At 62.9% G+C, this 22,128-nt stretch carries 22 protein-coding genes; 9 read left to right on the top strand and 13 right to left on the bottom strand.

Annotated features, from left to right (window positions below; translation table 11 throughout):
* The first annotated feature begins 15 nt into the window (after positions 1-15).
* The 8 genes from ACP15R_RS08540 (at position 16) to ACP15R_RS08505 (ending at position 8,487) form a co-directional block, all read left to right on the top strand.
* A complete protein-coding gene (locus tag ACP15R_RS08540; protein ID WP_424985979.1) occupies positions 16-864 on the top strand; it encodes a helix-turn-helix domain-containing protein in 849 nt (282 codons plus the stop codon).
* Between the two features lie 344 nt (positions 865-1,208).
* Positions 1,209-2,081, top strand: coding sequence for a tRNA 2-thiocytidine(32) synthetase TtcA (ttcA, locus tag ACP15R_RS08535; RefSeq protein WP_424985978.1), 873 nt, complete (start codon positions 1,209-1,211; stop codon positions 2,079-2,081).
* 68 nt (positions 2,082-2,149) lie between these two features.
* Positions 2,150-3,697, top strand: coding sequence for a putative bifunctional diguanylate cyclase/phosphodiesterase (locus ACP15R_RS08530; protein ID WP_424985977.1), 1,548 nt, complete (start codon positions 2,150-2,152; stop codon positions 3,695-3,697).
* A 114-nt stretch (positions 3,698-3,811) separates the two neighbouring features.
* Complete coding sequence (gene yidC, locus ACP15R_RS08525) at positions 3,812-5,608, top strand: membrane protein insertase YidC (protein WP_424985976.1); 1,797 nt, start codon at positions 3,812-3,814, stop codon at positions 5,606-5,608.
* A gap of 94 nt (positions 5,609-5,702) precedes the next feature.
* Complete coding sequence (gene yihA / locus ACP15R_RS08520) at positions 5,703-6,380, top strand: ribosome biogenesis GTP-binding protein YihA/YsxC (protein WP_424985975.1); 678 nt, start codon at positions 5,703-5,705, stop codon at positions 6,378-6,380.
* Positions 6,381-6,435: 55 nt separating this feature from the next.
* Positions 6,436-7,299, top strand: a complete 864-nt coding sequence (gene argB / locus ACP15R_RS08515) for an acetylglutamate kinase (protein ID WP_424985974.1) — start codon at positions 6,436-6,438, stop codon at positions 7,297-7,299.
* A gap of 4 nt (positions 7,300-7,303) precedes the next feature.
* The gene (locus ACP15R_RS08510) at positions 7,304-7,996 is read left to right on the top strand and encodes a hypothetical protein (protein ID WP_424985973.1); all 693 of its coding nucleotides are present in this window, start codon (positions 7,304-7,306) and stop codon (positions 7,994-7,996) included.
* Positions 7,993-8,487 carry a SixA phosphatase family protein gene (locus ACP15R_RS08505; RefSeq protein WP_424985972.1) on the top strand — a complete coding sequence of 165 codons (495 nt, stop codon included), beginning with the start codon at positions 7,993-7,995 and terminating at the stop codon, positions 8,485-8,487. Before ACP15R_RS08510 ends, ACP15R_RS08505 begins: the two co-directional genes overlap by 4 nt.
* A gap of 77 nt (positions 8,488-8,564) precedes the next feature.
* On the opposite strand, the gene ACP15R_RS08500 is transcribed toward ACP15R_RS08505, so the two are convergent.
* The 8 genes from ACP15R_RS08500 to crcB all read right to left on the bottom strand — a co-directional run bounded on the left by ACP15R_RS08500 (position 8,565) and on the right by crcB (position 16,066).
* Positions 8,565-9,332: an amino acid ABC transporter ATP-binding protein gene (locus tag ACP15R_RS08500; protein ID WP_424985971.1), complete on the bottom strand. Its 768-nt coding sequence runs from the start codon at positions 9,330-9,332 to the stop codon at positions 8,565-8,567.
* A 14-nt stretch (positions 9,333-9,346) separates the two neighbouring features.
* Positions 9,347-10,648, bottom strand: a complete 1,302-nt coding sequence (locus tag ACP15R_RS08495; protein ID WP_424985970.1) for an amino acid ABC transporter permease — start codon at positions 10,646-10,648, stop codon at positions 9,347-9,349.
* Positions 10,649-10,651: 3 nt separating this feature from the next.
* Positions 10,652-11,866, bottom strand: a complete 1,215-nt coding sequence (locus ACP15R_RS08490) for an amino acid ABC transporter permease (protein WP_424985969.1) — start codon at positions 11,864-11,866, stop codon at positions 10,652-10,654.
* Positions 11,867-11,990: 124 nt separating this feature from the next.
* A complete protein-coding gene (locus tag ACP15R_RS08485; protein ID WP_424985968.1) occupies positions 11,991-13,007 on the bottom strand; it encodes an amino acid ABC transporter substrate-binding protein in 1,017 nt (338 codons plus the stop codon).
* Positions 13,008-13,204: 197 nt separating this feature from the next.
* Positions 13,205-13,924: an ATP12 family chaperone protein gene (locus ACP15R_RS08480; RefSeq protein ID WP_424985967.1), complete on the bottom strand. Its 720-nt coding sequence runs from the start codon at positions 13,922-13,924 to the stop codon at positions 13,205-13,207.
* On the bottom strand, positions 13,921-14,604 hold the full coding sequence (locus tag ACP15R_RS08475; RefSeq protein WP_424985966.1) for an HAD-IA family hydrolase: 684 nt from the start codon (positions 14,602-14,604) through the stop codon (positions 13,921-13,923). The genes ACP15R_RS08480 and ACP15R_RS08475 overlap by 4 nt, the downstream gene beginning before the upstream one ends.
* Positions 14,601-15,644 carry an RluA family pseudouridine synthase gene (locus tag ACP15R_RS08470; protein WP_424985965.1) on the bottom strand — a complete coding sequence of 348 codons (1,044 nt, stop codon included), beginning with the start codon at positions 15,642-15,644 and terminating at the stop codon, positions 14,601-14,603. Before ACP15R_RS08470 ends, ACP15R_RS08475 begins: the two co-directional genes overlap by 4 nt.
* Entirely contained in the window at positions 15,641-16,066 is a 426-nt protein-coding gene (gene crcB, locus ACP15R_RS08465) for a fluoride efflux transporter CrcB (RefSeq protein WP_424985964.1), read from the bottom strand. The genes ACP15R_RS08470 and crcB overlap by 4 nt, the downstream gene beginning before the upstream one ends.
* A gap of 100 nt (positions 16,067-16,166) precedes the next feature.
* Here crcB and ACP15R_RS08460 point away from each other — a divergent pair, with 100 nt between their 5' ends.
* A complete protein-coding gene (locus tag ACP15R_RS08460; protein WP_424985963.1) occupies positions 16,167-17,213 on the top strand; it encodes a serine hydrolase domain-containing protein in 1,047 nt (348 codons plus the stop codon).
* Here ACP15R_RS08460 and ACP15R_RS08455 read toward each other — a convergent pair.
* The 5 genes from ACP15R_RS08455 to rpsK form a co-directional block, all read right to left on the bottom strand.
* Entirely contained in the window at positions 17,210-18,520 is a 1,311-nt protein-coding gene (locus ACP15R_RS08455; protein WP_424985962.1) for a replication-associated recombination protein A, read from the bottom strand. The two genes, ACP15R_RS08460 and ACP15R_RS08455, sit on opposite strands and share 4 nt — an antisense overlap.
* Positions 18,521-18,522: 2 nt before the next feature.
* On the bottom strand, positions 18,523-19,905 hold the full coding sequence (locus tag ACP15R_RS08450) for a trypsin-like peptidase domain-containing protein (protein WP_424985961.1): 1,383 nt from the start codon (positions 19,903-19,905) through the stop codon (positions 18,523-18,525).
* 165 nt (positions 19,906-20,070) lie between these two features.
* The gene (rplQ, locus tag ACP15R_RS08445; RefSeq protein WP_424985960.1) at positions 20,071-20,490 is read right to left on the bottom strand and encodes a 50S ribosomal protein L17; all 420 of its coding nucleotides are present in this window, start codon (positions 20,488-20,490) and stop codon (positions 20,071-20,073) included.
* A gap of 115 nt (positions 20,491-20,605) precedes the next feature.
* Positions 20,606-21,622 carry a DNA-directed RNA polymerase subunit alpha gene (locus tag ACP15R_RS08440; RefSeq protein ID WP_424985959.1) on the bottom strand — a complete coding sequence of 339 codons (1,017 nt, stop codon included), beginning with the start codon at positions 21,620-21,622 and terminating at the stop codon, positions 20,606-20,608.
* A 115-nt stretch (positions 21,623-21,737) separates the two neighbouring features.
* A complete protein-coding gene (gene rpsK, locus ACP15R_RS08435) occupies positions 21,738-22,127 on the bottom strand; it encodes a 30S ribosomal protein S11 (protein ID WP_369955787.1) in 390 nt (129 codons plus the stop codon).
* Position 22,128: the final 1 nt, after the last annotated feature.

The raw sequence follows: 22,128 nt of genomic DNA, 5'->3' as shown, positions 1-22,128 counted from the left end.
ACCATGATGCCAAATATGGACAAACGCCTGCGCGCCGATCACTTCCGCACCCGCCTGGCCCGCGCCATGCGCGAGACAAACACCAGCCAGAGCGCGCTCGCCCGCGATATCGGGGTGGATCGCTCGACGATTTCGCAACTGTTGACCGATGAAGGGGCCCGCCTGCCCAATGGCCATGTGGTGGGTGCCTGCGCCGCAGCACTCGGGGTCTCGGCGGACTGGTTGCTTTCCCTTTCCGACCGTCCAGAAAGCGCCGCCGACCTGCTGGCCCACAGCCTCAGCCTCAGCGAAGCCCCGCGGGCACTGGTCGATGAACGCATTTTCGATTGGCATCGCGAAGCCGCCGGCTACAAGATCCGTCACGTCCCCGCCGCCCTGCCCGACATGTTGAAAACCCGTGCCCTGCTTGAATGGGAATATGCGCCACATCTCGGTCGAACCGCGGATCAGGCGATAGGAGCCTCGGAGGATCGTCTCAAATGGATGCGCAGCACGCAATCTGACTATGAAATTGCCATGCCACGATACGAGCTCGAGAGCTTTGTACAGGGCAGCGGTTACTACGAAGCGCTCCCGCTCACCATTCGGCGAGATCAACTGGACCGGTTCATCGAATTGACCGATCAACTCTACCCGCGCATGCGCCTCTACCTTTTTGACGCCCAACGGCTCTACAGCGCGCCCCTGACCATCTTCGGACCATTGCTCTGCGTCTTCTATGCCGGCGGGCATTACATCGCCTTCCGCGATCGCGACCGGATCGAGACCTTCACCCGGCATTTCGACAGGCTGGTGCGCGAGGCAACGCTGCCTGCCCGAGACCTCCCGGCCTATCTGCAAGACCTGCGCCAGACGCTCCGCTAGGGTCTGTTGGAGCCCGAATCCCCGTCGCGATGCTGCCGCACGAGCGCCGATTGGCCTGTCCGGGACCGGTGGATTTACCGCGCCCACGCGCCGGATGCTCTTCCGCTGGGCATGGGTTGGAACACGACAGATCAAGGTTGCCCTTGTCGGTCTGCAACCGTGGTTTGGACCCGGCCCAAGGTGGATACCCTGAACATCGTCATCCCCTGACCCGCGCGTCATAGCGGGTGAAGATGCCCCGGCCAGTCGGTGGTGCGGCAATTCCCGGTGACAGTCCACGCTGACGGCCGCGATTGGCGATAGGGGGTTTTCGCCAGACAGGACTCTGCCATATACCGCAGGCCATGACCGATGATCTCGATGACATACACCACATCTTCCAGGGTGCCCCGCAGACCACGCAGTTCCGCAAGCTGCGCAAGCGGATCGTTCGCAACGTGCGCGAAGCCGTGGAGCAATACGGCATGGTCGAAGGCAGCAATGCGCGCTGGCTGGTTTGCCTGTCCGGCGGCAAGGACAGCTACACGCTCCTGGCGATCCTGCTGGAGCTGAAATGGCGCGGTTTGTTGCCGGTCGACATTTTGGCCTGCAATCTGGATCAGGGGCAGCCGGGCTTTCCCGCCACGGTGTTGCCGGAGTTTCTGGAGCGGATGGGCGTGCCGCATCGGATCGAATACCAGGACACCTATTCCATCGTGGTCGACAAGGTGCCCGCGGGCCGTACATTCTGTGCGTTGTGTTCGCGCCTGCGGCGAGGCAACCTCTATCGCATTGCCCGCGAGGAAGGCTGCTCGGCCGTGGTTTTGGGCCATCACCGCGACGACATTCTCGAAACCTTCTTCATGAACCTGTTTCACGGCGGGCGGCTGGCCACGATGCCGCCCAAGCTGGTCAACGAAGAGGGGGACCTGTTCGTGCTCCGCCCGTTGGCGCATGTGGCCGAGGCCGATTGCGAAAAATTCGCCGCCGCCATGCAATATCCGATCATTCCCTGCGACCTCTGCGGCAGCCAGGACGGGTTGCAGCGCCAGCAGGTAAAACAGATTCTCGACGGCTGGGAGGCCAACAGTCCGGGCCGCCGCCAGGTCATGTTCCGCAGCCTAATGAATGCCCGCCCGTCGCATCTCCTTGACCCGAAACTATTTGATTTCGCGGGACTTTTACGGAATCCAGGAAAAATAGCAGAAAATCCGCAGGAAATTCCTGCACTGCGTTAACCGCAGGGTCAGAGACCGACATCTAGTTTGCACTGAGCCCGCGCTGCCAGTTTGCGAAAGATGAAGTCATGTCCAACCCATCGCTCGGCCTGCTGACCCGATTGCAGGAACGGATCGCCCCGGTGCTGACCGGTCCGCCGATCCTGGCGTTCCTGCCGGCCGTCACGCTGGCGGCATTCTGGTTTGGCGGCGAACTGGCGCTGCTCCTCGTCTCGCTTGGCTTTCCGCTTTTGCTGGCCTCGACCGGGGGCTTTGGTCTCGGTTCCGGGCGGGCGCAGGTGCCGCGGGATAGCGTGACCGGCCTGATATTGCGCGACGGGTTTGATGCGACGCTCGAGCATGTCCATAAATCCGCGGCGGCGCCGGGGTTGCGCTCGGCCTGTTTCGTTCTGGAACTCGACGATCACGGCAAAACGATCGAACGCCATGGCCGGGCGGCGACCGATCTGCTCATTCAACGAAGTGGCGCTCGGCTGGTCTCGGTGCTGCGCGACGGCGATACGGTGGCGCGAATGGGGGATTCGCGCTTTGCGATCTGTCTGATGCCGGTGCGCCAGCTTGACCTCGAAATCTGCATTCAGATATCCGGTCGGCTGCAATCCGCCCTGGAAGAACCGGTTTCGGTGGACGGATTGTCCGTCTATCTCTCCTGTTCGATCGGATTTTGCCTGCACAGCCGTGCACCGGGCGACACGGCGCAGGACTGGCTGACCGCCGCCTCGGATGCGCTTGCCGAGGCGAAACAGATTTCGCCCTCTGCCATTCGCGCCTATTCCGCCGAGACCCGCAAGAAATCTGACCTGCGCTCCGAACTGCGCGACGATGCCGCGAGCGCGCTTGAAAATGGCCGTATCCAGCCCTGGTTCCAACCGCAGATTTCCGCCGATACGGGCCGGGTCACCGGGTTCGAGGCGTTGGCGCGCTGGACACACCAGACCCATGGCCTGATCGCGCCCGATACGTTCCTGCCGATACTGGAAGAGGCCGGGCTCATGGAACGGCTGGGACAAGTCATACTCTACCAATCGCTGACCGCGCTCAAGACCTGGGACAAGGCCGGGCTGCAGGTTCCCCGTGTCTCGGTCAACTTTGCAACGGACGAGCTGCGTAACCCCGGTCTTGTCGACAGGGTCCGCTGGGAACTCGACCGGTTCGATCTGGCTCCCGAACGTCTCACGGTGGAAATCCTCGAAACCGTGGTTTCCGACTGTCCGGACGATACCGTCACCAGCAACATCGCCGGCCTTGCCCAGCTGGGATGCCGGATCGACCTTGATGACTTTGGCACCGGCCAGGCCTCGATCTCGGCCATCCGGCGCTTTGCGGTTTCGCGCATCAAGATCGACCGGTCCTTTGTCAGCAAGGCCGACCGTGATCCCGACCAGCAGCGCCTGGTCGGCGCGATCCTGTCAATGGCCGAAAGGCTGGACATGGAGACCCTGGCGGAAGGTGTGGAAACCGTCGGCGAACACGCCTTGCTGGCGCAGCTTGGTTGCGACCATGTGCAGGGCTTTGGCATCGCCCGCCCCATGCCCTTTGAGCAGACGCAGGAATGGGTCGCGAGCCACCTGGCAAAACTGCGCGATGCGCCCAGAATTGGACGTGACGCGGGCTAGTTTGCCGCGCGGCGGGGTCTGCAAGCGCGGAAAACAGGGCGAATCCGCTTGACCTTCCCGGCGCTACTCTGTTGAACCCACCCTGTCATAGACTGTACAAGGTGGCTGTCCCAGATGGACGATCAGAACAAGAATCTCATTCTCGCAACCGCGCTCAGTTTCGTGGTGATCCTCGTCTGGTTCGTTCTGTTTCCCCCCCCCGAGCCCGAACCCGCCCCGGAACCCGACGCGATGACGCAGGAGATCGAGGGCGAAGCCCTGGCCGCCGCCCCCACCGCCGCCGATGTCCCCGCCTCTCCCGCGGCACAGGCGCAGGTCCGTGAAGAGACCCTGGCAGAAGCCCCCCGGATCGAGATCGACACCCCGCGCCTCACCGGCAGCGTGTCGCTCCTCGGTGGGCGGATCGACGACCTTTCGCTCAAGGATTACCGCGAAACACGCGATCCCGACTCGCCGATCGTAAAGCTGCTGTCGCCCGTCGGGACCCCCTCGGCCTATTATGCGCTGTACGGATGGGCCCCCGGAGCCGGGCTGTCGCTGGATCAGGTTCCCGGCGCCAACACCGAATGGACGGTGGAATCCGGCGACACGCTTGCGGTCGGTTCCCCGGTGACCCTCGCCTGGGACAACGGCAATGGCCTGACCTTCCGACGTGAGCTGTCGGTTGATGACGAATACATGTTCACCGTCAGCCAGTCGGTTGAAAACAGTTCGGGCGGCACGGTGAGCCTAGCCCCCTATGGTATCCTGGCGCGCCACGGCGAGCCCGCGGATCTCAAGAACTTCTTCATCCTGCACGAGGGTGTTGTGTCGATGGCGGACGGCACGCTGGACGAAATCGACTATGACGACATGCCGCCCGCCGCCGAGGCTGCCGAAACCGCCATCACCGAGAACGGCTGGATCGGGTTCACCGACCACTTCTGGATGTCGACGCTCATTCCCGAGCCCGGCACCCCGTTCAAGGTCAGCGCCCTGCACGACACAGCGCGCGACATTTTCCAGACCACTGCCAAGCTGTCGACGGAAACCGTCGCCGATGGACAATCCACGACTGTCACAACCCAGCTTTTCGCCGGGGCCAAGGAATGGAATGTGCTGCGCGAATATGAAAAGGGCGGCATCCAGAACTTTATCGACAGCATCGACTGGGGCTGGTTCTTTTTCCTGACCAAGCCGATCTTCTGGCTGTTGCACAATATCCACGTGCTGATCGGCAACATGGGCTGGTCGATCATCGGCCTGACCCTGATCATCAAGGCGGTGCTGTTCCCGCTGGCCTACAAATCCTACGTTTCGATGGCCAAGATGAAGGAATTGCAGCCGCAGATGGAAAAGCTGAAGGAAGCTGCGGGGGATGACCGCCAGAAGCTTCAGCAAGGCATGATGGAACTCTACAAGAAGGAAAAGGTGAACCCGGCCGCCGGCTGCTTGCCCATTCTCTTGCAGATCCCGATCTTCTTTTCGCTCTACAAGGTGATCTTTGTCACCATCGAACTGCGCCAGGCCCCGTGGTTCGGCCCCTTCCAGGACCTTTCGGCCCCGGACCCGACCTCGATCATGAACCTGTTCGGCCTGCTGCCGATTGCCGGCCCCGAACCGGGAACGCTGATGGCAACGATCTTTATCGGCATCCTGCCCTTGCTGCTCGGCATCTCCATGTGGCTGCAACAAAAGCTGAACCCGGCCCCCACCGATCCCACCCAGCAGATGATCTTTGCCTGGATGCCATGGGTGTTCATGTTCATGCTCGGAAGCTTTGCCAGCGGCCTGGTGGTCTACTGGATCGCGAACAACACCATCACGTTCACCCAGCAATACCTGATCATGCGCAGCCAGGGTTACAAACCGGACGTATTCGGCAATATCAAGGCCGGCTTCCGACGGAAGGCAAAGTCGGAAAAGGACTGATCGGCGCAGGTGGCAGCCTGCCCACGCTACCGGCCATGACATCGGCCACGCGCGTCCCGGGCCGCCCTGACAGGGGCAAGCCGGGGCGCCAGCCATGCGACAACACGAGGCGAGCCCGCTGATGCAGATGACATTTCCCCTGGCCGAGGCCCCCGATGCGGCACATGCCGAGACCGGGCGGTTGCTCTTTGCGCGCGAATCCGAGTTCATCAAGGGTGTCGTCGCGATGTCGGGCCTGCCCCCGGCTGACCGGGTCGAGGTCTGTTTCGCCGGTCGTTCGAATGTCGGGAAATCCACCCTGATCAACGCACTGACCGGCACCAAGGCGCTGGCCCGGGCGTCGAACACGCCGGGGCGCACCCAAGAGATCAACTTTTTCTCGCAGGGGCCGGAGCTCTATCTGGTCGACCTGCCCGGCTATGGCTATGCCAACGCGCCGCTGCCGGTGGTGGAAAAATGGCAACGCCTGCTCAAGCAATACCTGTCGGGCCGCCAGACCCTGCGCCGGGCCTTTGTGCTGATCGACTCGCGGCATGGGGTGAAACCGGTGGATGCCGAGATCATGAAACTGCTCGATGGCGCGGCGGTGACCTTTCAATGCGTTCTGACCAAGGCCGACAAGGTCAAGACCAAGGATCGTGACCGGGTGCTGGCGCAGGTGCGCGAAGCCCTGGCGAAACATCCCGCGGCCTTTCCCGAAATCGTTCTGACCTCATCCGAAAAGGGCGACGGGATCGACACGCTACGCGCCATTATCGCCGGGCTGATCTGAGCCCTTGCAGCCGGGCGGCAAACCATGACATCCCTGTAACGAACGGATGAGCAACATGAAGACACGGCAAATGAACCGCGACTGGATTTCCACGGCCTCGACATTGTCAAGCGCCCTGCCCTATCTGCAACGCTATACCGACGCCATTGTTGTCATCAAGCTGGGCGGCCACGCCATGGGCAGCGATGAGGCGATGGACAGCTTTGCCCGCGACATCGTGCTGATGCAGCAGGTCGGGGTGAACCCGGTAATCGTGCATGGCGGCGGGCCGATGATCAACGCGTTGCTCGACAAGCTGGAAATCAAGTCGGAATTCGTCAACGGCAAGCGTGTCACCGACACCGCCACCGTCGAAGTGGTCGAGATGGTGCTGTCCGGGCTGGTGAACAAGCGGATCGTGCAGGCGATCAACCGACAGGGCGGCCGCGCGGTGGGCATTTCCGGCAAGGATGCAAACCTGATGATCTGCGATCAGACCGATCCGTCGCTGGGTTTTGTCGGCACGCCGGCGACCATGGATGTCAAGCTGCTGCACACGTTGTTTGAACGCGACATGATCCCGGTGATCGCACCGCTGGGGGCCGGGCGCGATGGCGAGACGTTCAACGTCAATGGTGACACCGCCGCAGGGGCCATTGCCGGGGCGCTCAAGGCGGACCGGCTGCTGCTGCTCACCGATGTTTCCGGGGTCAAGAATGCCGAGGGCGAAGTTGTGACCGAGCTCAGGGCCGAGCAGATACGCGAGATGACCCGCGAAGGCGTGATCGCCGGCGGGATGATTCCCAAAACGGAAACCGCGCTTGACGCCATCGAACGGGGCGTGCGGGCGGCGGTCATCCTGGATGGGCGCGCGCCGAATGCCTGCCTGCTCGAGCTGTTTACCGAGCACGGCGCCGGTTCCATCATTCGACCGGACTAAGGCGATGGATGCCCCGGGCGCATCCGCAACCGAAAGCGCCGCATTGCCGGGCCAGTTGGCTCAACAGCTTGTCAAACATGGCCTGTTGATGATGGGGGCGGTTTATCCGGCGCGGGTGCCGGTGCGCGACCTGTCGCATGGCACGCTGATCCTGCTCGGCTGCGGGCCGGGGTTCTGGCCGAAATTCACCGCTTCGGACGAAGCAAGGGACGGCCGCGCGGACCCGGTCGACCGCTGGTCTACGCGCGTTGTGACGCAATTGGCCGACCGCCATGGGGCCGCGCCGTATTTTCCGTTTGGCGGCCCGCCTTACGCCCCCTTCATCAACTGGGCGACGCAATCGGGACGTGCCCATTCCAGCCCGACCGGAATGTTGGTTCATGACACGGTCGGCTTGATGATTTCCTATCGCGGGGCGCTGCATTTTCAGGCGGAGCTGCCCCTGCCCGCGCGCACGGATGACTCGCCCTGCGCCACCTGCCCGACGCGCCCTTGCACCACCGCCTGCCCGGTTGGCGCGCTCAGCGAGACACAGCCCTATGATCTTGCCGCCTGTCATGCTTATCTCGACACGGCGGCGGGTCAGGACTGCATGCAGAATGGCTGTGCCGCCAGACGAGCCTGCCCGATCAGCGCCGGGGCAAACCGCCTTCCGGCCCAATCCGCCCTACACATGAAAGCGTTCCATCCGAAATGACCCGCACCCTGATCCTGATGCGCCATGCCAAGTCCAGCTGGGATGATTACACGCTGGCCGATCATGACCGCCCCCTGAACAAGCGTGGCCGGCGCTCGGCCACGGCGCTCGCTGAATGGCTGGCGACCAAACCCTGGCAGCCCGACCAGGCGCTGGTCTCGACCGCGACCAGAACGCAAGAGACCTTTGCCGGGCTGGGCCTGTCGCTGACGGCCGATTTCACCCGCACGCTGTACCACGCGGATGCCGCCGAAATGCAGCTGGTGCTGGAAACCGCCAGTGGCAACACGGTGCTGATGATCGGGCACAATCCGGGCATCAGCCTGTTTGCACAGGCGCTGGCGGCCACCGCCCCGGATCATCCGCGCTTTGCCGATTTTCCCACCGGGGCAACGGTGGTCATGTCATTTGACATCGCGGACTGGGACCGGATCGAACCGCGCACCGGCGAGGTTCTGGAATTCGTCATTCCCCGCGAATTGATGGCCTGACCGCCGCGTTTGCCATGCAAAAGGGCGGAACAGTCACCTGCCCCGCCCCGTAAAGCCGCCCACCCGGGCGAAGGCCGTCAGTGTCCGAGAATCTGGCTCAGGAACAGCTGGGTCCGCTCGCTCTGCGGATTGTTAAAGAACTCTTCCGGCTCGTTCTGTTCGACGATCTGCCCCGCATCCATAAAGATCACGCGGTTCGCCACCTGGCGGGCAAACCCCATCTCGTGGGTCACGCAAAGCATCGTCATGCCCTCTTCGGCCAGCTCGATCATGGTGTCGAGCACCTCCTTGATCATCTCGGGATCAAGCGCCGATGTCGGTTCGTCAAACAACATCACGCGCGGCTTCATGCACAACGACCGTGCAATTGCCACCCGCTGTTGCTGGCCACCGGACAACTGTCCGGGATACTTGTCGGCCTGGTCCGGGATCTTTACCTTTTCAAGGAAATGCATCGCGGTTTCCTGCGCTTCCTTCTGGGGGATCTTGCGCACCCAGATCGGCGCCAGCGTGCAGTTTTCAAGGATCGTCAGATGCGGGAACAGGTTGAAGTGCTGAAAGCACATGCCAACCTCGGAGCGGATCTTGTCGATGTTCTTGAGGTCGGAGGACAATTCGATCCCGTCAACGACGATCTTGCCTTTCTGATGTTCCTCCAGCGCATTGATACAGCGGATCAGCGTGGACTTGCCCGAGCCCGACGGGCCACAGATGACGATACGCTCGCCCCGGTAAACCGTCAGGTCGATGTCGCGCAGCACGTGGAACGTGCCGTACCATTTGTTCATATTGCTGATGGTGATCGCAACTTCGTCGGAGACTTGCAAACGTGCGGATTCGGCCATTTTCAGCCCTCTCTTTAACGGTGATCTGTCGCGAGGCGGCGTTCAAGCCACTGCGAATATTGTGAAATGCTATAGCAGACGACGAAAAACAGGACTGCCGCGAACAGGAACAATTCCCAGTACACGCCATTCCATTCCGTCGATGCCAGCAGCGGGCCCCGGATCATGCCGACAACGTCGAACATCGAGATCACCGAAACCAGCGTGGTGTCCTTGAAAAGGCCAACCGCCACGTTGACGATGCCAGGGATCGAGATCTTGAGCGCCTGCGGCAGGATGATCAGCCGCATGGCCTGGGGATAGTCCAGCCCCAGGCTGTCGGCGGCCTCTTTCTGCCCCTTGGGCAAGGCCGCGAGACCGCCCCGGATCACCTCGGCGATATAGGCCGCCGAGAACATGGTGATCATGATCACCACGCGCAGGAACAGGTCGACCGTGGCATCGGGCGGGAACAGGTAGGCCAGCATCACGCTCGCCACGAACAGCAGGGTGATAAGCGGCACGCCGCGGATGAACTCGATGAAGATCACGCAGATGCCCTTGACGATCGGCAGGTCGGACTGCCGCCCGAGCGCCAGAGCGATCCCCAGCGGCACCGACAGCGAAACGCAGGTCACGCCAAGCATCATGTTGAGCATGAAGCCCCCCAGGTCGCGGCTGGCCACCGCCGGCAACATCGCGTTTTCCGATGCGCCCTCGGGGATCAGCCACCCGCCGATCCACCAGAAGACAAAGGCCACGGCGATGCCCCCGAAAAAGCCGGCCGCAAAGCTCTTGCCGACCCATTTCGAATAGGCGGCATAGCCCAGCACACAGCCCGCCAGCGCCAGCAGCGGCGACAGGATCGTCCCGCCCCAGATCAGCCAGAAGGCGATGAACGGGTAAAGCCCTGTAAAGATCAGCATCTTGCGCGGCAGATCAAAGAACAGCACCGGAGCCGCCGCAACCAGCATCAGGAAAAATGCCAGTGTCGGACGCCAGTAGAATTCAGGCGGGTATTTGAAACCGAACATCAACTGGTTCCAGCGTTCGCTGAGCACCGAGAAACAGGCGGCAGAGCGACCCTGGAGAACTTCGCGGCATTCCGAGAGCGACGTGGTGTTCCACACCCCGCCCAGCATCCAGGGCAGCGTCGAACTCAGCACCACGTAGATCACGTAGAGCGACACAACCGTCAGCAGCGCGTTGCCCCAGGTCGGGAACAGGTTTTCCTGAACCCAGCGAACCGGGCCGGAAGCGTTGGACGGCGGTTCCGAGGCCGGGATCGGTTTGTCGCGCACAAAGGCGACGGCGGGTTTGTTGTCAAGATCAGCCATCCCTCACCGCTCCTTCAGCTTGGTTGCGTTGTTGTAGATATTCATCACCAGCGAAATGCACAGCGAAATCACCAGGTAGAACAGCATCAGCAGCAGCACGCATTCGATGGCGCGCCCGGTCTGGTTCATCGTGATCCCGCCCAGCGTCGCGGTGATGTCCGCATAGCCCACAAGAATCGCCAGCGACGAGTTCTTGGTGATATTGAGATATTGCGAGATCAGCGGCGGGATGATCACCCGCAGCGCCTGGGGCAACACGACCAGGTTCATGATGCGACCTGGGCGCAGGCCAAGCGCGGCGGCGGCTTCGGTCTGCCCCTTGCTCACCGCCTGGATGCCGGCGCGCACGTTCTCGGCGATAAAGGCACCGGTATAGACCGACAGAGCGAACCACAGGGCGATCAGCGGCGCGCCGATCTTGATACCACCCTGAAAGTTGAACCCCTTGAGCGCCGGATAGTCCAGCCCGATGGGCGCCCCCATGACAAGGAAGGCCAGCAAGGTGGGGACAAAGAAGATCGCGATCGACGGCCACATCATCGGCAGCAGGCGACCGGTGTCATAAAGCAGCTTGGTTGCGTAGCGGCGATAGGCAAAGACCCCGAAGACCGACAGCACAAACACCGCGACCACGACCATCGAACCCGGCCCCCAGACCGGCGCGGGGATATAGATACCCCGGTTGGTGATGGCGACCGAGTCAAGGAACATCGACGCGGTGGCATTGTCACCGCGAAAGGCGCGCGGCCCCGGCATTGACACCGTCATGACGCCATAGATGATCAGGATCCAGATCAGAACCGGGATGTTCCGGAAGATCTCGACATAAAACGACATCAGCTTGCGCACCAGCCAGTTCTGCGACAGGCGCAGCACCCCCGCGAAAACGCCCAGGATGGTCGCCGTGACACAGGCCAGGAACGCGACCAGCAGCGTATTCAGGATACCCACAAGCGCGGCGCGCAGGTTGGTGTCCTGGTTGCTATAGGAAATCAGCGTCTGGTTGATGTCATAACCCGCTGGTGTTCCCAGGAAGCTGAACGAGATGTTCAGCCCGGCCTCGCGCAGGTTCTTGGCAAGGTTCGATCCGAGATAGGCGATCGAGGCAACGAGCAAGATCACCGCGATGGCCTGGAAGGTGGCTGAGCGATAACGGGTGTCGTTGAGCAGCATCGACAGGCGAAACTGCTCGGTCGGTGGATCCGTGATTGTCGTCATGAAATGTATCCCTGTTTCCTTTGATTTCTTCTTACGGCGCGGTTGGCCCGCGCTCGTCCGGGATCAAAGTGTGTTGCGGAAAAAAATGGGGCGCAGGATGTCCTGCGCCCCGTTTCCGTGTATCTTAGCGGAACGGCGGTGCGTACAGCAGGCCACCGTCGGTCCATTGCGCGTTCAGACCGCGCGCCAGGCCGATCGGGGTGGTTTCACCGATGTTCTTGGCAAAGATCTCGCCATAGTTGCCGCCGGCCGTGATCGCTTTCTGCGCCCAGTCGGCATCCAGTCCGAGCATCTCGCCTAGGGTGCCCTCGGTGCCCAGCAGACGGTTGATCTCGGGGTTCTCGGTGCCCGCGGCAAGCTCGCCCAGGTTGGCAGAGGTCACGTTCAGCTCTTCCGCCGCGATCAGCGCGTTGAGAGTCCAGCGCACCACGTCCGCCCATTCGTTGTCGCCATGACGCACCAGCGGCGCGAGCGGCTCTTTCGAGATGATTTCCGGCAGAATCACGTGTGCGGTCGGGTCTTCAAAGGTCGCACGGGTCGAGGCCAGCCCCGACGCGTCGGTGGTATAGGCATCGCAGGCCCCGGCCAGGTATTGCTGCTGACCTTCGGCATTGGTCTCGATCGGAACCGGCTCATAGCTGATGTTGTTGGAGCGGAAGAAATCCGCGAGGTTCAGCTCGGTCGTGGTGCCGGTCTGGATACAGACGGTCGCGCCATCCAGTTCCTTGGCAGAGCTGACGCCCAGTTCCTTGGGAACCAGGAAGCCCTGGCCGTCGTAATAGTTCACGCCGACGAATTCGAACTTGAGGTCCACATCCCGCGAGAAGGTCCAGGTGGTGTTGCGGGCCAGCAGGTCGATTTCGCCCGAGGCCAGCGCGGTAAAGCGCGTCTTGCCGGTCGTGGGCACGAATTCGACGGCCGTACCGTCACCCAGAACCGCCGCAGCGACGGCACGGCAGACATCGACGTCAAAGCCTTTCCACTCGCCATTCGCATCCGGCGCCGCAAAACCCACCAGACCGGTGGTCACACCGCAGTTCAGCTTGCCACGTGCCTTGACGTCATCCAACGTGCCGGCCGAAGCGGCCCCCGCTGCGACGCCGGCGACCGTTAGTGCGCCAAAAAGTACGGATTTTTTCATGATTACCTCTTCCTGATTTTCCACCCGAATCCTGGATGGTTTGCCCGGTACCTGTCATACCGATGGATACACCGAAGAAAGGGCTGCCCCCTTCAGTGGGGCCAAGTTTGGGCGCATTCCTTTGCAAACGTCAAGCCTTGGAACCAACAATTCAATCTGCGCGGCCCGAGTTGCCCCCGGGGCAGCCATGATGGCGTTCACCGCATCGTTGTCTGGCAAAGTTCCATGAACCGCTTTGCGTGCAAAAACGCACGGCGCTTGATCTCCGCCTGCTGGCGGGCCTCGTCATCGACGCCCCACTGCTCTTCCTGCCATGTCTCGTCCAGCCTCGAGAGCTGCCAGATGTCGTCGGCCTCGCGCAGGCCCGCGGCGGCGGCAAATCCGAGGATCAGGGAACCGGACAGGCTGACGAGGTCATGAAAGGCGGCAAGTTCGAAATCCGACATCCGGTGGACCCGTTCGCGCAGGCGGGCAAGCGCATCTTCGGGTTGTGGCTGATGGATGACCCCGCTGCACGGGATCAGGCGCGCGCCAAGGCTGTCATGTGCCCAGTCCAGCAGCGGGTCCCAATGTTCCGATTGGCGCGCGACCAGCTCTGCGGGCGCATCCGCCCGATAACACAAGAGATCCGTATCCCCATAGGCCGCGAGCATATCAGCAACTTCGGAATGCTGGTGACGGACCTTGTCGATGGCGGCATTGGCCGACCGTGTGACCGGCATGCTCAGCGGATCGATCACCTCCTGCTGCGACTCCCATTCCGCCGCCACTGCCTCGGCCATCACCCGCGTCGGCAACAGCAACGCCGCCTTGGCCGGGGTCTTGATGCGGCGCTGATCAAGTGCCACGCCGAACCCGTCGGCCTCGGTGACAATTGTCGTGGTTGTCCAGAACCGTTTTTGCTTGTTCGCGCTCATGTGGTTGTATTCCAGATTTGGTCCATTGCGCCCGGAATCTCGTCGAACCCGTGAACAATCCGATCGGCGAGCTGCAACTGTTGCACCCCGTGATAGCCCCAGCTGACCCCGATGGCGGGGATTCGTGCCGCGCGGGCCATTTCCATGTCAAAGCTGGTATCGCCGATCATGATCACATCGCCGCGGTCCGCGCCTACCTCGGCCATCGCCGCGAGGATCATCGACGGGTGCGGTTTGGACGGGTGGAAATCGGCATTCTGGCGGGTGACGAAAACCCGCTCCAGGTCATGCGCCTCGAGCAGCGCCGCCAAACCCCGCTGGGATTTTCCGGTGGCGATCCCGAGAACCAGATCGGTTCGCGCCGCCAGTTGCCCAAGCATCTCGGCGGCACCGGGATAGAGCGGCGATTCCGCTGCCGCCCCATGGGCGATGCGATGGGCGCGATAGGCCTGTTTATAGCCATCCACCAAACGCGCCTGGCTAGCGGGCGGTTGTGCCGGGGCCAGCCGCGCGATGGTCCGATCCAGCGACAGGCCCACCGTCGACAGGATGTCGCCGCGCGCCGGCACCGGCAGCCCAAGATCGTCAAACGCCACCGTCATGGCGGCGACAATCGCACCCTGGCTGTCAACCAGCGTGCCATCTACATCAAAGATCGCCAGCCGCAGTGGATCGCTCAAAACAATTCCTCGAACGGGTCGTCCGCTGCCAGATCCTCGGTCCAGCCGAGCGTATCCCAGCTTTCTTTCATGTGGTCGGGCAGCGGCGCGGTGATGGTCACGGTCTTGCGGCTGACCGGATGTTCGAATGACAGGCGGCGGGCATGCAGATGCAGTTTCTTGCTGATGACGCCGCCCAGCTGCGCGCCCCAGCCATCGCCCATGTTTTCCTGCCCCGAGCCGCCGTATTTGCCATCGCCGATGATCGGGTGCCCGATTTCGGACATATGCGCGCGCAGCTGGTGGGTGCGCCCCGTGACCGGTTCCATCGCAACCCACGAGGCCCGCCCGGCCACCCGGTAGAGCGTGGCATAGACCGTATGCGCGCGTTTGGCACCGGGTGTGTCGTTGATCTCGTCCGGGTGAACCGCGATCATCTTTTCGCCCTCGCCACCGCGACCGTGGCCCGGTGCCTTGACCAGCCCGGTCTTGATCTCGCCGAGATAGGGCGTTGGCACGCCCGCGACCAACGCCCAGTAAATCTTGCGCGTATTGCGGTGCCGGAACGCCGCCGTCAGCCCTTTGGCCGCCTGCCGCGTGCGCGCCAGGAGCAGCACGCCCGAGGTATCCTTGTCGAGCCGATGCACAAGGCGCGGGTTTTCTTCCGCGTCAAATCTCAGGGCGGCGGCCATGCCGTCCACATGCCGGGTCTGACCGCTGCCGCCCTGTACCGGCAGACCGGCGGGCTTGTTCAGGGCCAGAACATCGTCATCGCGGTAGATCACGCAGGACTGGATCATGCGTGCATCCGCATCCGAAATCCGCGTCGGTTTCGGCGCCGGGCGATGCTCGCTGTCGGGCAATGGGGGAATGCGCACCACCTGCCCGGCGATCACGCGGCTGGACGCCTTGACCCGCCCGCCATCGACGCGCAGCTCGCCCTTGCGGCACATCTTTTCGATGCGCCCCTGGCTGACATGCGGAAACAGCCGGCGCAGCCAGCGATCGATGCGCTGATCCGAATCCGCCTCTTCGACGGTGATGGTCTGAACCCCGCTCATGCAAATACCCCACGTGCCATCATCAGGCCAAGCGCCAGGGCCCCGACCGAGAGCCCGACCGACAAGAGAATGTAAAGCGCCGCCTGCCCGGTCGCGCCGCGCTCGATCAAAGTCATGGTTTCCAGCGAAAAGGCCGAGAACGTGGTGAACCCGCCAAGCAGGCCGGTCATGACCAGCGGGCTCAGATGGGTCAGCCCCTTTTGCGCCGCGGCCACCACGAACACCCCCATCAGGAACGAGCCGATGACATTCACCGTGATGATGGCAACGGGAAAGTCGCCATGCCCGAACAGCCGCAGGACGCCAAGCCCCGACAGATAGCGCAGCGCCGCGCCGATCGCCCCGCCCAGGGCCACAAGAGAAACCGTAGATATCATGGCGCGGATGTCGCGCGGCAGGCCTCCAGAGTCAAGCAATGCCACGCATGCGCCCCCCGTTTCACTGCCCGCGCAAAGCGGTTGCTTGCCAAGCCGGCACAAGACGGCGATGGTCGGCCCGCGCCCTGATCCACGAAAGCACGTCATGTCCAAACACCTTTTCTTCCTGCCCGCGATATTGTCAGCCAGCATGGCGCTGGCCGATGACACAACGCTGAACGACCGGCTCCAAGCGGCCCATGAGGCGGGCAAGCTCGACGGGTTGCACGCGGTCCTGGTGCGGCGCGACGGGGAAACCCTGGCCGAACTCTATTTCGACGGAGCCGACGAACGCTGGGGACAGCCGCTTGGCCTGCGTCAGCACGGCCCGGATACGTTGCACGATCTGCGGTCGGTGTCCAAATCCGTGACCGGGCTGCTCTATGGGATTGCGCTGGACAAGGGGCTCGTGGCCGGGCCCGACGCGCCTCTGCTGGCGCAATTCCCGGATTATCCCGACCTTGCAGGCAGCGCGCGCAACCGGATCACCATCGGCGATGCGCTTGCGATGCAGATGGGGACGGAATGGGACGAAACCCTGCCCTATTCCGATCCGCGCAACAGTGAAATCGCGATGGAGCTTGCACCGGACAGATATCGCTATGTGTTGGAACAACCGATCATCGCCGACCCCGGCAGCAATTGGTCCTATTCCGGTGGGGCAACGGCGCTGATCGGTGCGCTCATTGCCAGGGGGGCCGGGATGCCGCTGGACCGGTTTGCCAAGCTCAACCTCTTTGATCCTCTGGGCATCGACGGGTTTGAATGGGTCGCCGGGGCCGATGGCGTGCCCTCTGCCGCATCTGGGCTGCGGCTGACCGCCCGCGATCTGGCCCGCATTGGCGAGATGATCGCCGCCGGTGGCACCCATGCGGGCAAACGCATCGTGTCGCGCGACTGGCTCGCGCGGATGGCCACCCCCCGCGCCGCGCCCGCACCGTTGCGCTATGGGTATCACTGGTGGCTGTCGCCGGTGGGCGATCCGCCCAACTGGCTGGCGGGATTCGGCAATGGCGGTCAACGCATGTCGATCAGCCCACGGCTTGGCCTCGTGGTGGTGGTCTATGCCGGGCGCTACAACGACCCGCAGGCGTGGCAGTTGCCGGTTGCGGTGATCAACGACCATATCGCACCGGCGCTCGGCCTGCGTTAGCCGCCGCGCTGAGTGCGCAGCCTGGAGAAATAGTCCCGCCGCTTTTTCAACTCGCGTTCGAACCCGCGCTCGACCGGTTGATACAGCACCGGGCGCTTGACCCCGTCGGGGAAATAGTTCTGCCCGGAAAACCCGTCTTCGGCATCGTGATCATAGGCATAGCCCGCACCATATCCCTGATCCTTCATCAGCGAGGTGGGCGCGTTCAGGATATGCATGGGCGGTGGTTCGCTGCCGGTTTTCCGAGCCAGCACCATTGCCGCCTTGTAGCCGACATAGGCCCCGTTCGATTTCGGGGCGAGCGCCAGATAGACCACGGCCTGCGCCAGCGCCAACTCGCCTTCCGGGCTGCCCAAACGCTCGTAAACCTCCCAGGCATGCAGGCAGATCGATTGCGCCTGCGGGTCGGCAAGACCGATATCCTCGACCGCCATGCGGGTGATCCGCCGGGCCAGGAAACGCGGGTCTTCGCCCCCGGTCAACATCCGCGCCAGCCAGTACAGCGCCGCGTCCGGGTCGGACCCGCGTACCGATTTGTGCAGCGCCGAGATCAGGTTGTAGTGCTCGTCTCCCGACTTGTCATATTTGCTCGCCCGCCGCATCAGACGGCTGGCCAACGCCTCGGTATCCAGCGCTGTGTCGGATTTCCAGGCCATCACCTGTTCGATCAGGTTGAGCAGGGCGCGACCATCGCCATCAGCCATTTCATGCAGCGACTCGCGCGCGGCCGGGGTCAATGGCAAGGCCCGGTCCAACTCGGTTTCGGCCCGCCGTGTCAGTCGCTCAAGATCGGCGCGCGACAACCGCTCCAGCACCAGGACCTGTGCCCGGCTGAGCAAGGCGGCGTTCAACTCGAATGACGGGTTCTCGGTCGTGGCCCCGACCAGCAGGATCGTGCCATCCTCCATATGCGGCAGGAACCCGTCCTGCTGCGCCTTGTTAAAGCGGTGGATCTCGTCGACGAACAACAGCGTGCCCTGCCCGTTCTGGCGGCGGATCTTTGCGGCATCAAACACCTTGCGCAGCTCGGGAACGCCGGTGAAAATCGCGCTGATCTGAACGAAATGCAGCTCGCTCTCATCCGCCAGCAACCGCGCGATGGTTGTCTTGCCCACACCCGGCGGCCCCCAGAGGATCAGGCTCCCGAGGCTGCCCGCCGCCAGCATCGCCCCCAGCGGCGCGTCGGGGCCAAGCACCTGTTCCTGGCCAATCACGTCGGCCAGTGACGCAGGGCGCAGCCGGTCCGCCAGCGGGCGATTGCGCGCCACCGTCGGTGCGGTGTCCCCGGTATCAAACAGATCGGCCATGGCTAGAGCCGGAACCGCAGGCTCAGCCGTTGCCCGCGCCGCATCAGGTCGAGCCGCACACTGCGCCCCGGACGGGTCAACGCGGTTTCCACGTCACCGCTGGCCGCGATCTCGTCGCCATTGATCTCGCGGATCACGTCGCCGGTCTGAAGCCCGACACGCGCGCCAAGCGGGCCGGGATCGGTCACCAGCACGCCTTCGGTATTCAGCGGCAGGCCGAAACGCGCGATCACCGCCGGGTTGGCCCGTGCCACCGACAGGTCCGGCAGCACCGTGCGCTCGTCCAGCGTCATCTCTTGCGCGGGCGGATCATCGGGGGCGGGCTGCATCGCAACCCTGCTCTGGCGTTCTTCGCTGTCACGCATCCACGTAACCTGCGCGCTTTCGCCCATCCCGGCAACGGTCATGCGAAACAGCATCTCTTGCGGCGAATTTACCGGCTGACCACCCACATGGGTAATGACATCGCCCACCGCCAGGCCGGCCTGTGCAAAGGGGCTGGACGGGTGCAGGTCCGATATCACGATACCGTCGGGCACCGCGAGACCCAGCGACTCCGCCAGATCGGAATTGACGATCTGCCCCGACATGCCCGCCCAGGGGCGTTCAAACCGGTCATTGCCCAACCGGGCCTGATGAACAAATTCCGCCACCAGATTGGCCGGGATCGCAAACCCAATGCCGTTCGAACCGCCAGAGCGGCTGAGGATCGAGGTATTGATGCCGATGAGATTGCCGTTCACATCGATCAGCGCCCCGCCGGAATTGCCCGGATTGACCGCCGCATCCGTCTGGATGAAGTAGCCGCGCGCCTGCCCCGTCGCCGCGCCCGACCGCGCCAGCCCCGAGACGATGCCGCTGGTTACGGTCTGACCAATGCCAAACGGGTTGCCGATGGCCATGGCCAGTTCGCCCACCTCGACCTGATCGGAATCGCGCACCGGCAGAAAGGGCAGGTCTTCGGCATCGTCCAGCTTGAGGATCGCGACATCCGCCTCTTCATCGCCCAGCAGCACCCGCGCCTCGTATTCGCGCCGATCCGACAGCACGACCCGGATATCGGTGGCCATGCCGACCACGTGATAATTCGACACCACGATCCCGTCCGCCGACAGGATGACACCCGAGCCCAGCGAATTCTGCACCCGCGGCTGAGGGGTGGCGAATCCGCGAAAGAAATCCTTGAAGAACGGATCGTTCATGAACGGCGTTGGCCGCGCGGCCACCACGCGGCGCGCATAGATATTGACCACCGCTGGGGCCGCACGCTTGACCAGCGGCGCAAAGCCAAGCGAGATTTCTGCCTGGCTCTGGGGAATGCGGGTGTCCGCCATCGCGACGGGCGCGGTGAGTATGGCGAGGGCAAGAACGGCAAGGCGGATCATGGGCGGCTCCGGTCTGATCTATGCTCCGGATATGCGGCCCGACCGGCGATTTTGCAAGCATCGGAACCGACCGGCGGGCGCATTGCCCCCCAGGCCCGCCCCCAAACGAACAGAACCCCGCCTGTTGCAAGGCGGGGTTCCCGAAATCTGCCGGATGGGTCCGATTTATTCTTCTGCGGCCTCGGCGGCTGCTTCGCGGGCCTTGTCGGCGGCACCCTTGGCATCGCGGTCGCGGTCAACGAATTCGATGATCGCCATCGGTGCCATGTCGCCATAGCGGAAGCCGGCCTTGAGAACGCGCACATAACCGCCCTGGCGGTCCTTGTAGCGGGGGCCGAGCACGTCGAACAGCTTCGCGACGTCCTTGTCTTCCTTCAGCTTGCTTGCGGCCTGACGGCGGGCGTGAATGTCGCCGCGCTTGGCCAGCGTGATCATCTTTTCGATGATCGGGCGCAGTTCTTTTGCCTTGGGCAGGGTCGTCTTGATCTGTTCGTGCTCGATGAGCGAGCCGGCCATGTTCGAGAACAACGCCTTGCGGTGTTCATGGGTCCGGTTCAGGCGGCGGTAACCACGTGCGTGACGCATTTCAGTAGTCCTTCTAAAGGTTTATGCTTTGTACGGCCCCTGATGCGTGTCAGGGGCTCTGTTGGGGCAGTATCGCCCGGATTTCCCCGCAATCGCGGGCATTGAAAAGACGCGCCTAGAACGCGTCTTCGAATTTCTTGGCGAGATCCTCGATGTTGTCTGGCGGCCAGTCCTCGACATCCATCCCCAGGTGCAGGCCCATGCCCGAGAGCACTTCCTTGATCTCGTTCAGCGACTTGCGGCCAAAGTTCGGGGTGCGCAGCATCTCGGCTTCGGTTTTCTGGATCAGGTCGCCAATATAGACGATGTTGTCGTTCTTCAGGCAGTTCGCCGAACGCACCGACAGTTCCAGCTCGTCCACTTTCTTGAGCAGCAGCGGGTTGAACTCGAGACCGTCATCATCGTCCTGGCGGCCAGCGGATTCGGGCTCGTCAAAGTTGACGAAGATCGACAGCTGATCCTGCAGGATACGCGCGGCAAAGGCCACCGCGTCATCCGGGGTCAGCGACCCATCGGTTTCCACCTTCATGGTCAGCTTGTCATAGTCCAGAACCTGACCTTCGCGGGTCGGCTGCACGTCATAGCTGACCTTCTTGACGGGCGAATAGATCGCGTCGATCGGGATCAGGCCGATGGGGGCATCTTCGGGCTTGTTCTTTTCCGCCGAGACATAGCCCTTGCCGGTGTTCACGGTCAGTTCCATGAACAGATCGGCGCCATCGTCCAGGTGGCAGATCACGTGGTCGCGGTTCAGAACTTCGATACCGGCGGATTCCGAGATGTCGCCAGCGGTCACAACCGCCGGGCCCTTGGCCTGGATCGACAGGCGCTTGGGGCCTTCGACTTCCATGCGCAGGCTGACGCCCTTGAGGTTCAGGATGATGTCGGTCACGTCCTCGCGGACGCCGGCAACGCTGGAGAATTCGTGCAGAACGTTGTCGATCTGAACGCTGGTGATGGCCGCGCCTTGCAGGCTGCTCATCAGGATGCGGCGCAGGGCATTGCCCAGGGTCAGGCCGAACCCGCGCTCCAGCGGCTCGGCGACAACGGTCGCCTGACGTGCGGGATCGTTGCCCGGCTTCACGTCCAGCTGGGTCGGTTTGATCAGCTCTGCCCAATTCTTGTGGATCATGTGTCCCTCCATTCCTGCCTGTATCCCATGTCCAAATAGATACGGGCGCCCGAGGTTTCAAAATGACGAACTGGGGCCGTGCAATGACGCACAGCCCCAGCCAGATCGTGGGTAATCAGACGCGGCGGCGCTTAGGCGGACGGCAGCCGTTATGCGCCATCGGGGTCACGTCGCGGATCGAGGTGATGTTGAACCCGACAGCGGCCAGGGCGCGCAGCGCGCTCTCGCGGCCGGAACCGGGGCCCTGCACTTCGACTTCCAGCGTCTTGACGCCATGGTCCTGCGCCTTGCGGCCTGCGTCTTCGGCGGCCATCTGCGCGGCGTAGGGGGTCGATTTGCGCGAACCCTTGAAGCCCATGGTACCAGCCGACGACCAGCTGATCGCGTTGCCCTGAACGTCAGAGATCAGGATCTTGGTGTTGTTGAAGCTGCTGTTCACATGCGCCACACCTGCGGCGATGTTCTTGCGCTCTTTGCGCTTCATGCGTGTCTTGTCACGTGCCATT

Source organism: Microbulbifer sp. S227A (genome assembly GCF_049800935.1).
This window is presented reverse-complemented; position numbering and strand designations above follow the sequence as displayed.

What these genes read in the sequence shown, in the direction of transcription:
- ACP15R_RS08540 (WP_424985979.1), top strand. Translation starts at nt 16, where the DNA reads ATGGACAAACGCCTGCGCGCCGATCACTTCCGCACCCGCCTGGCCCGC.
- ttcA (WP_424985978.1), top strand. Translation starts at nt 1,209, where the DNA reads ATGACCGATGATCTCGATGACATACACCACATCTTCCAGGGTGCCCCG.
- ACP15R_RS08530 (WP_424985977.1), top strand. Translation starts at nt 2,150, where the DNA reads ATGTCCAACCCATCGCTCGGCCTGCTGACCCGATTGCAGGAACGGATC.
- yidC (WP_424985976.1), top strand. Translation starts at nt 3,812, where the DNA reads ATGGACGATCAGAACAAGAATCTCATTCTCGCAACCGCGCTCAGTTTC.
- yihA (WP_424985975.1), top strand. Translation starts at nt 5,703, where the DNA reads ATGCGACAACACGAGGCGAGCCCGCTGATGCAGATGACATTTCCCCTG.
- argB (WP_424985974.1), top strand. Translation starts at nt 6,436, where the DNA reads ATGAAGACACGGCAAATGAACCGCGACTGGATTTCCACGGCCTCGACA.
- ACP15R_RS08510 (WP_424985973.1), top strand. Translation starts at nt 7,304, where the DNA reads ATGGATGCCCCGGGCGCATCCGCAACCGAAAGCGCCGCATTGCCGGGC.
- ACP15R_RS08505 (WP_424985972.1), top strand. Translation starts at nt 7,993, where the DNA reads ATGACCCGCACCCTGATCCTGATGCGCCATGCCAAGTCCAGCTGGGAT.
- ACP15R_RS08500 (WP_424985971.1), bottom strand. Translation starts at nt 9,332, where the DNA reads ATGGCCGAATCCGCACGTTTGCAAGTCTCCGACGAAGTTGCGATCACC.
- ACP15R_RS08495 (WP_424985970.1), bottom strand. Translation starts at nt 10,648, where the DNA reads ATGGCTGATCTTGACAACAAACCCGCCGTCGCCTTTGTGCGCGACAAA.
- ACP15R_RS08490 (WP_424985969.1), bottom strand. Translation starts at nt 11,866, where the DNA reads ATGACGACAATCACGGATCCACCGACCGAGCAGTTTCGCCTGTCGATG.
- ACP15R_RS08485 (WP_424985968.1), bottom strand. Translation starts at nt 13,007, where the DNA reads ATGAAAAAATCCGTACTTTTTGGCGCACTAACGGTCGCCGGCGTCGCA.
- ACP15R_RS08480 (WP_424985967.1), bottom strand. Translation starts at nt 13,924, where the DNA reads ATGAGCGCGAACAAGCAAAAACGGTTCTGGACAACCACGACAATTGTC.
- ACP15R_RS08470 (WP_424985965.1), bottom strand. Translation starts at nt 15,644, where the DNA reads ATGAGCGGGGTTCAGACCATCACCGTCGAAGAGGCGGATTCGGATCAG.
- ACP15R_RS08460 (WP_424985963.1), top strand. Translation starts at nt 16,167, where the DNA reads ATGTCCAAACACCTTTTCTTCCTGCCCGCGATATTGTCAGCCAGCATG.
- ACP15R_RS08455 (WP_424985962.1), bottom strand. Translation starts at nt 18,520, where the DNA reads ATGGCCGATCTGTTTGATACCGGGGACACCGCACCGACGGTGGCGCGC.
- ACP15R_RS08450 (WP_424985961.1), bottom strand. Translation starts at nt 19,905, where the DNA reads ATGATCCGCCTTGCCGTTCTTGCCCTCGCCATACTCACCGCGCCCGTC.
- rplQ (WP_424985960.1), bottom strand. Translation starts at nt 20,490, where the DNA reads ATGCGTCACGCACGTGGTTACCGCCGCCTGAACCGGACCCATGAACAC.
- ACP15R_RS08440 (WP_424985959.1), bottom strand. Translation starts at nt 21,622, where the DNA reads ATGATCCACAAGAATTGGGCAGAGCTGATCAAACCGACCCAGCTGGAC.
- rpsK (WP_369955787.1), bottom strand. Translation starts at nt 22,127, where the DNA reads ATGGCACGTGACAAGACACGCATGAAGCGCAAAGAGCGCAAGAACATC.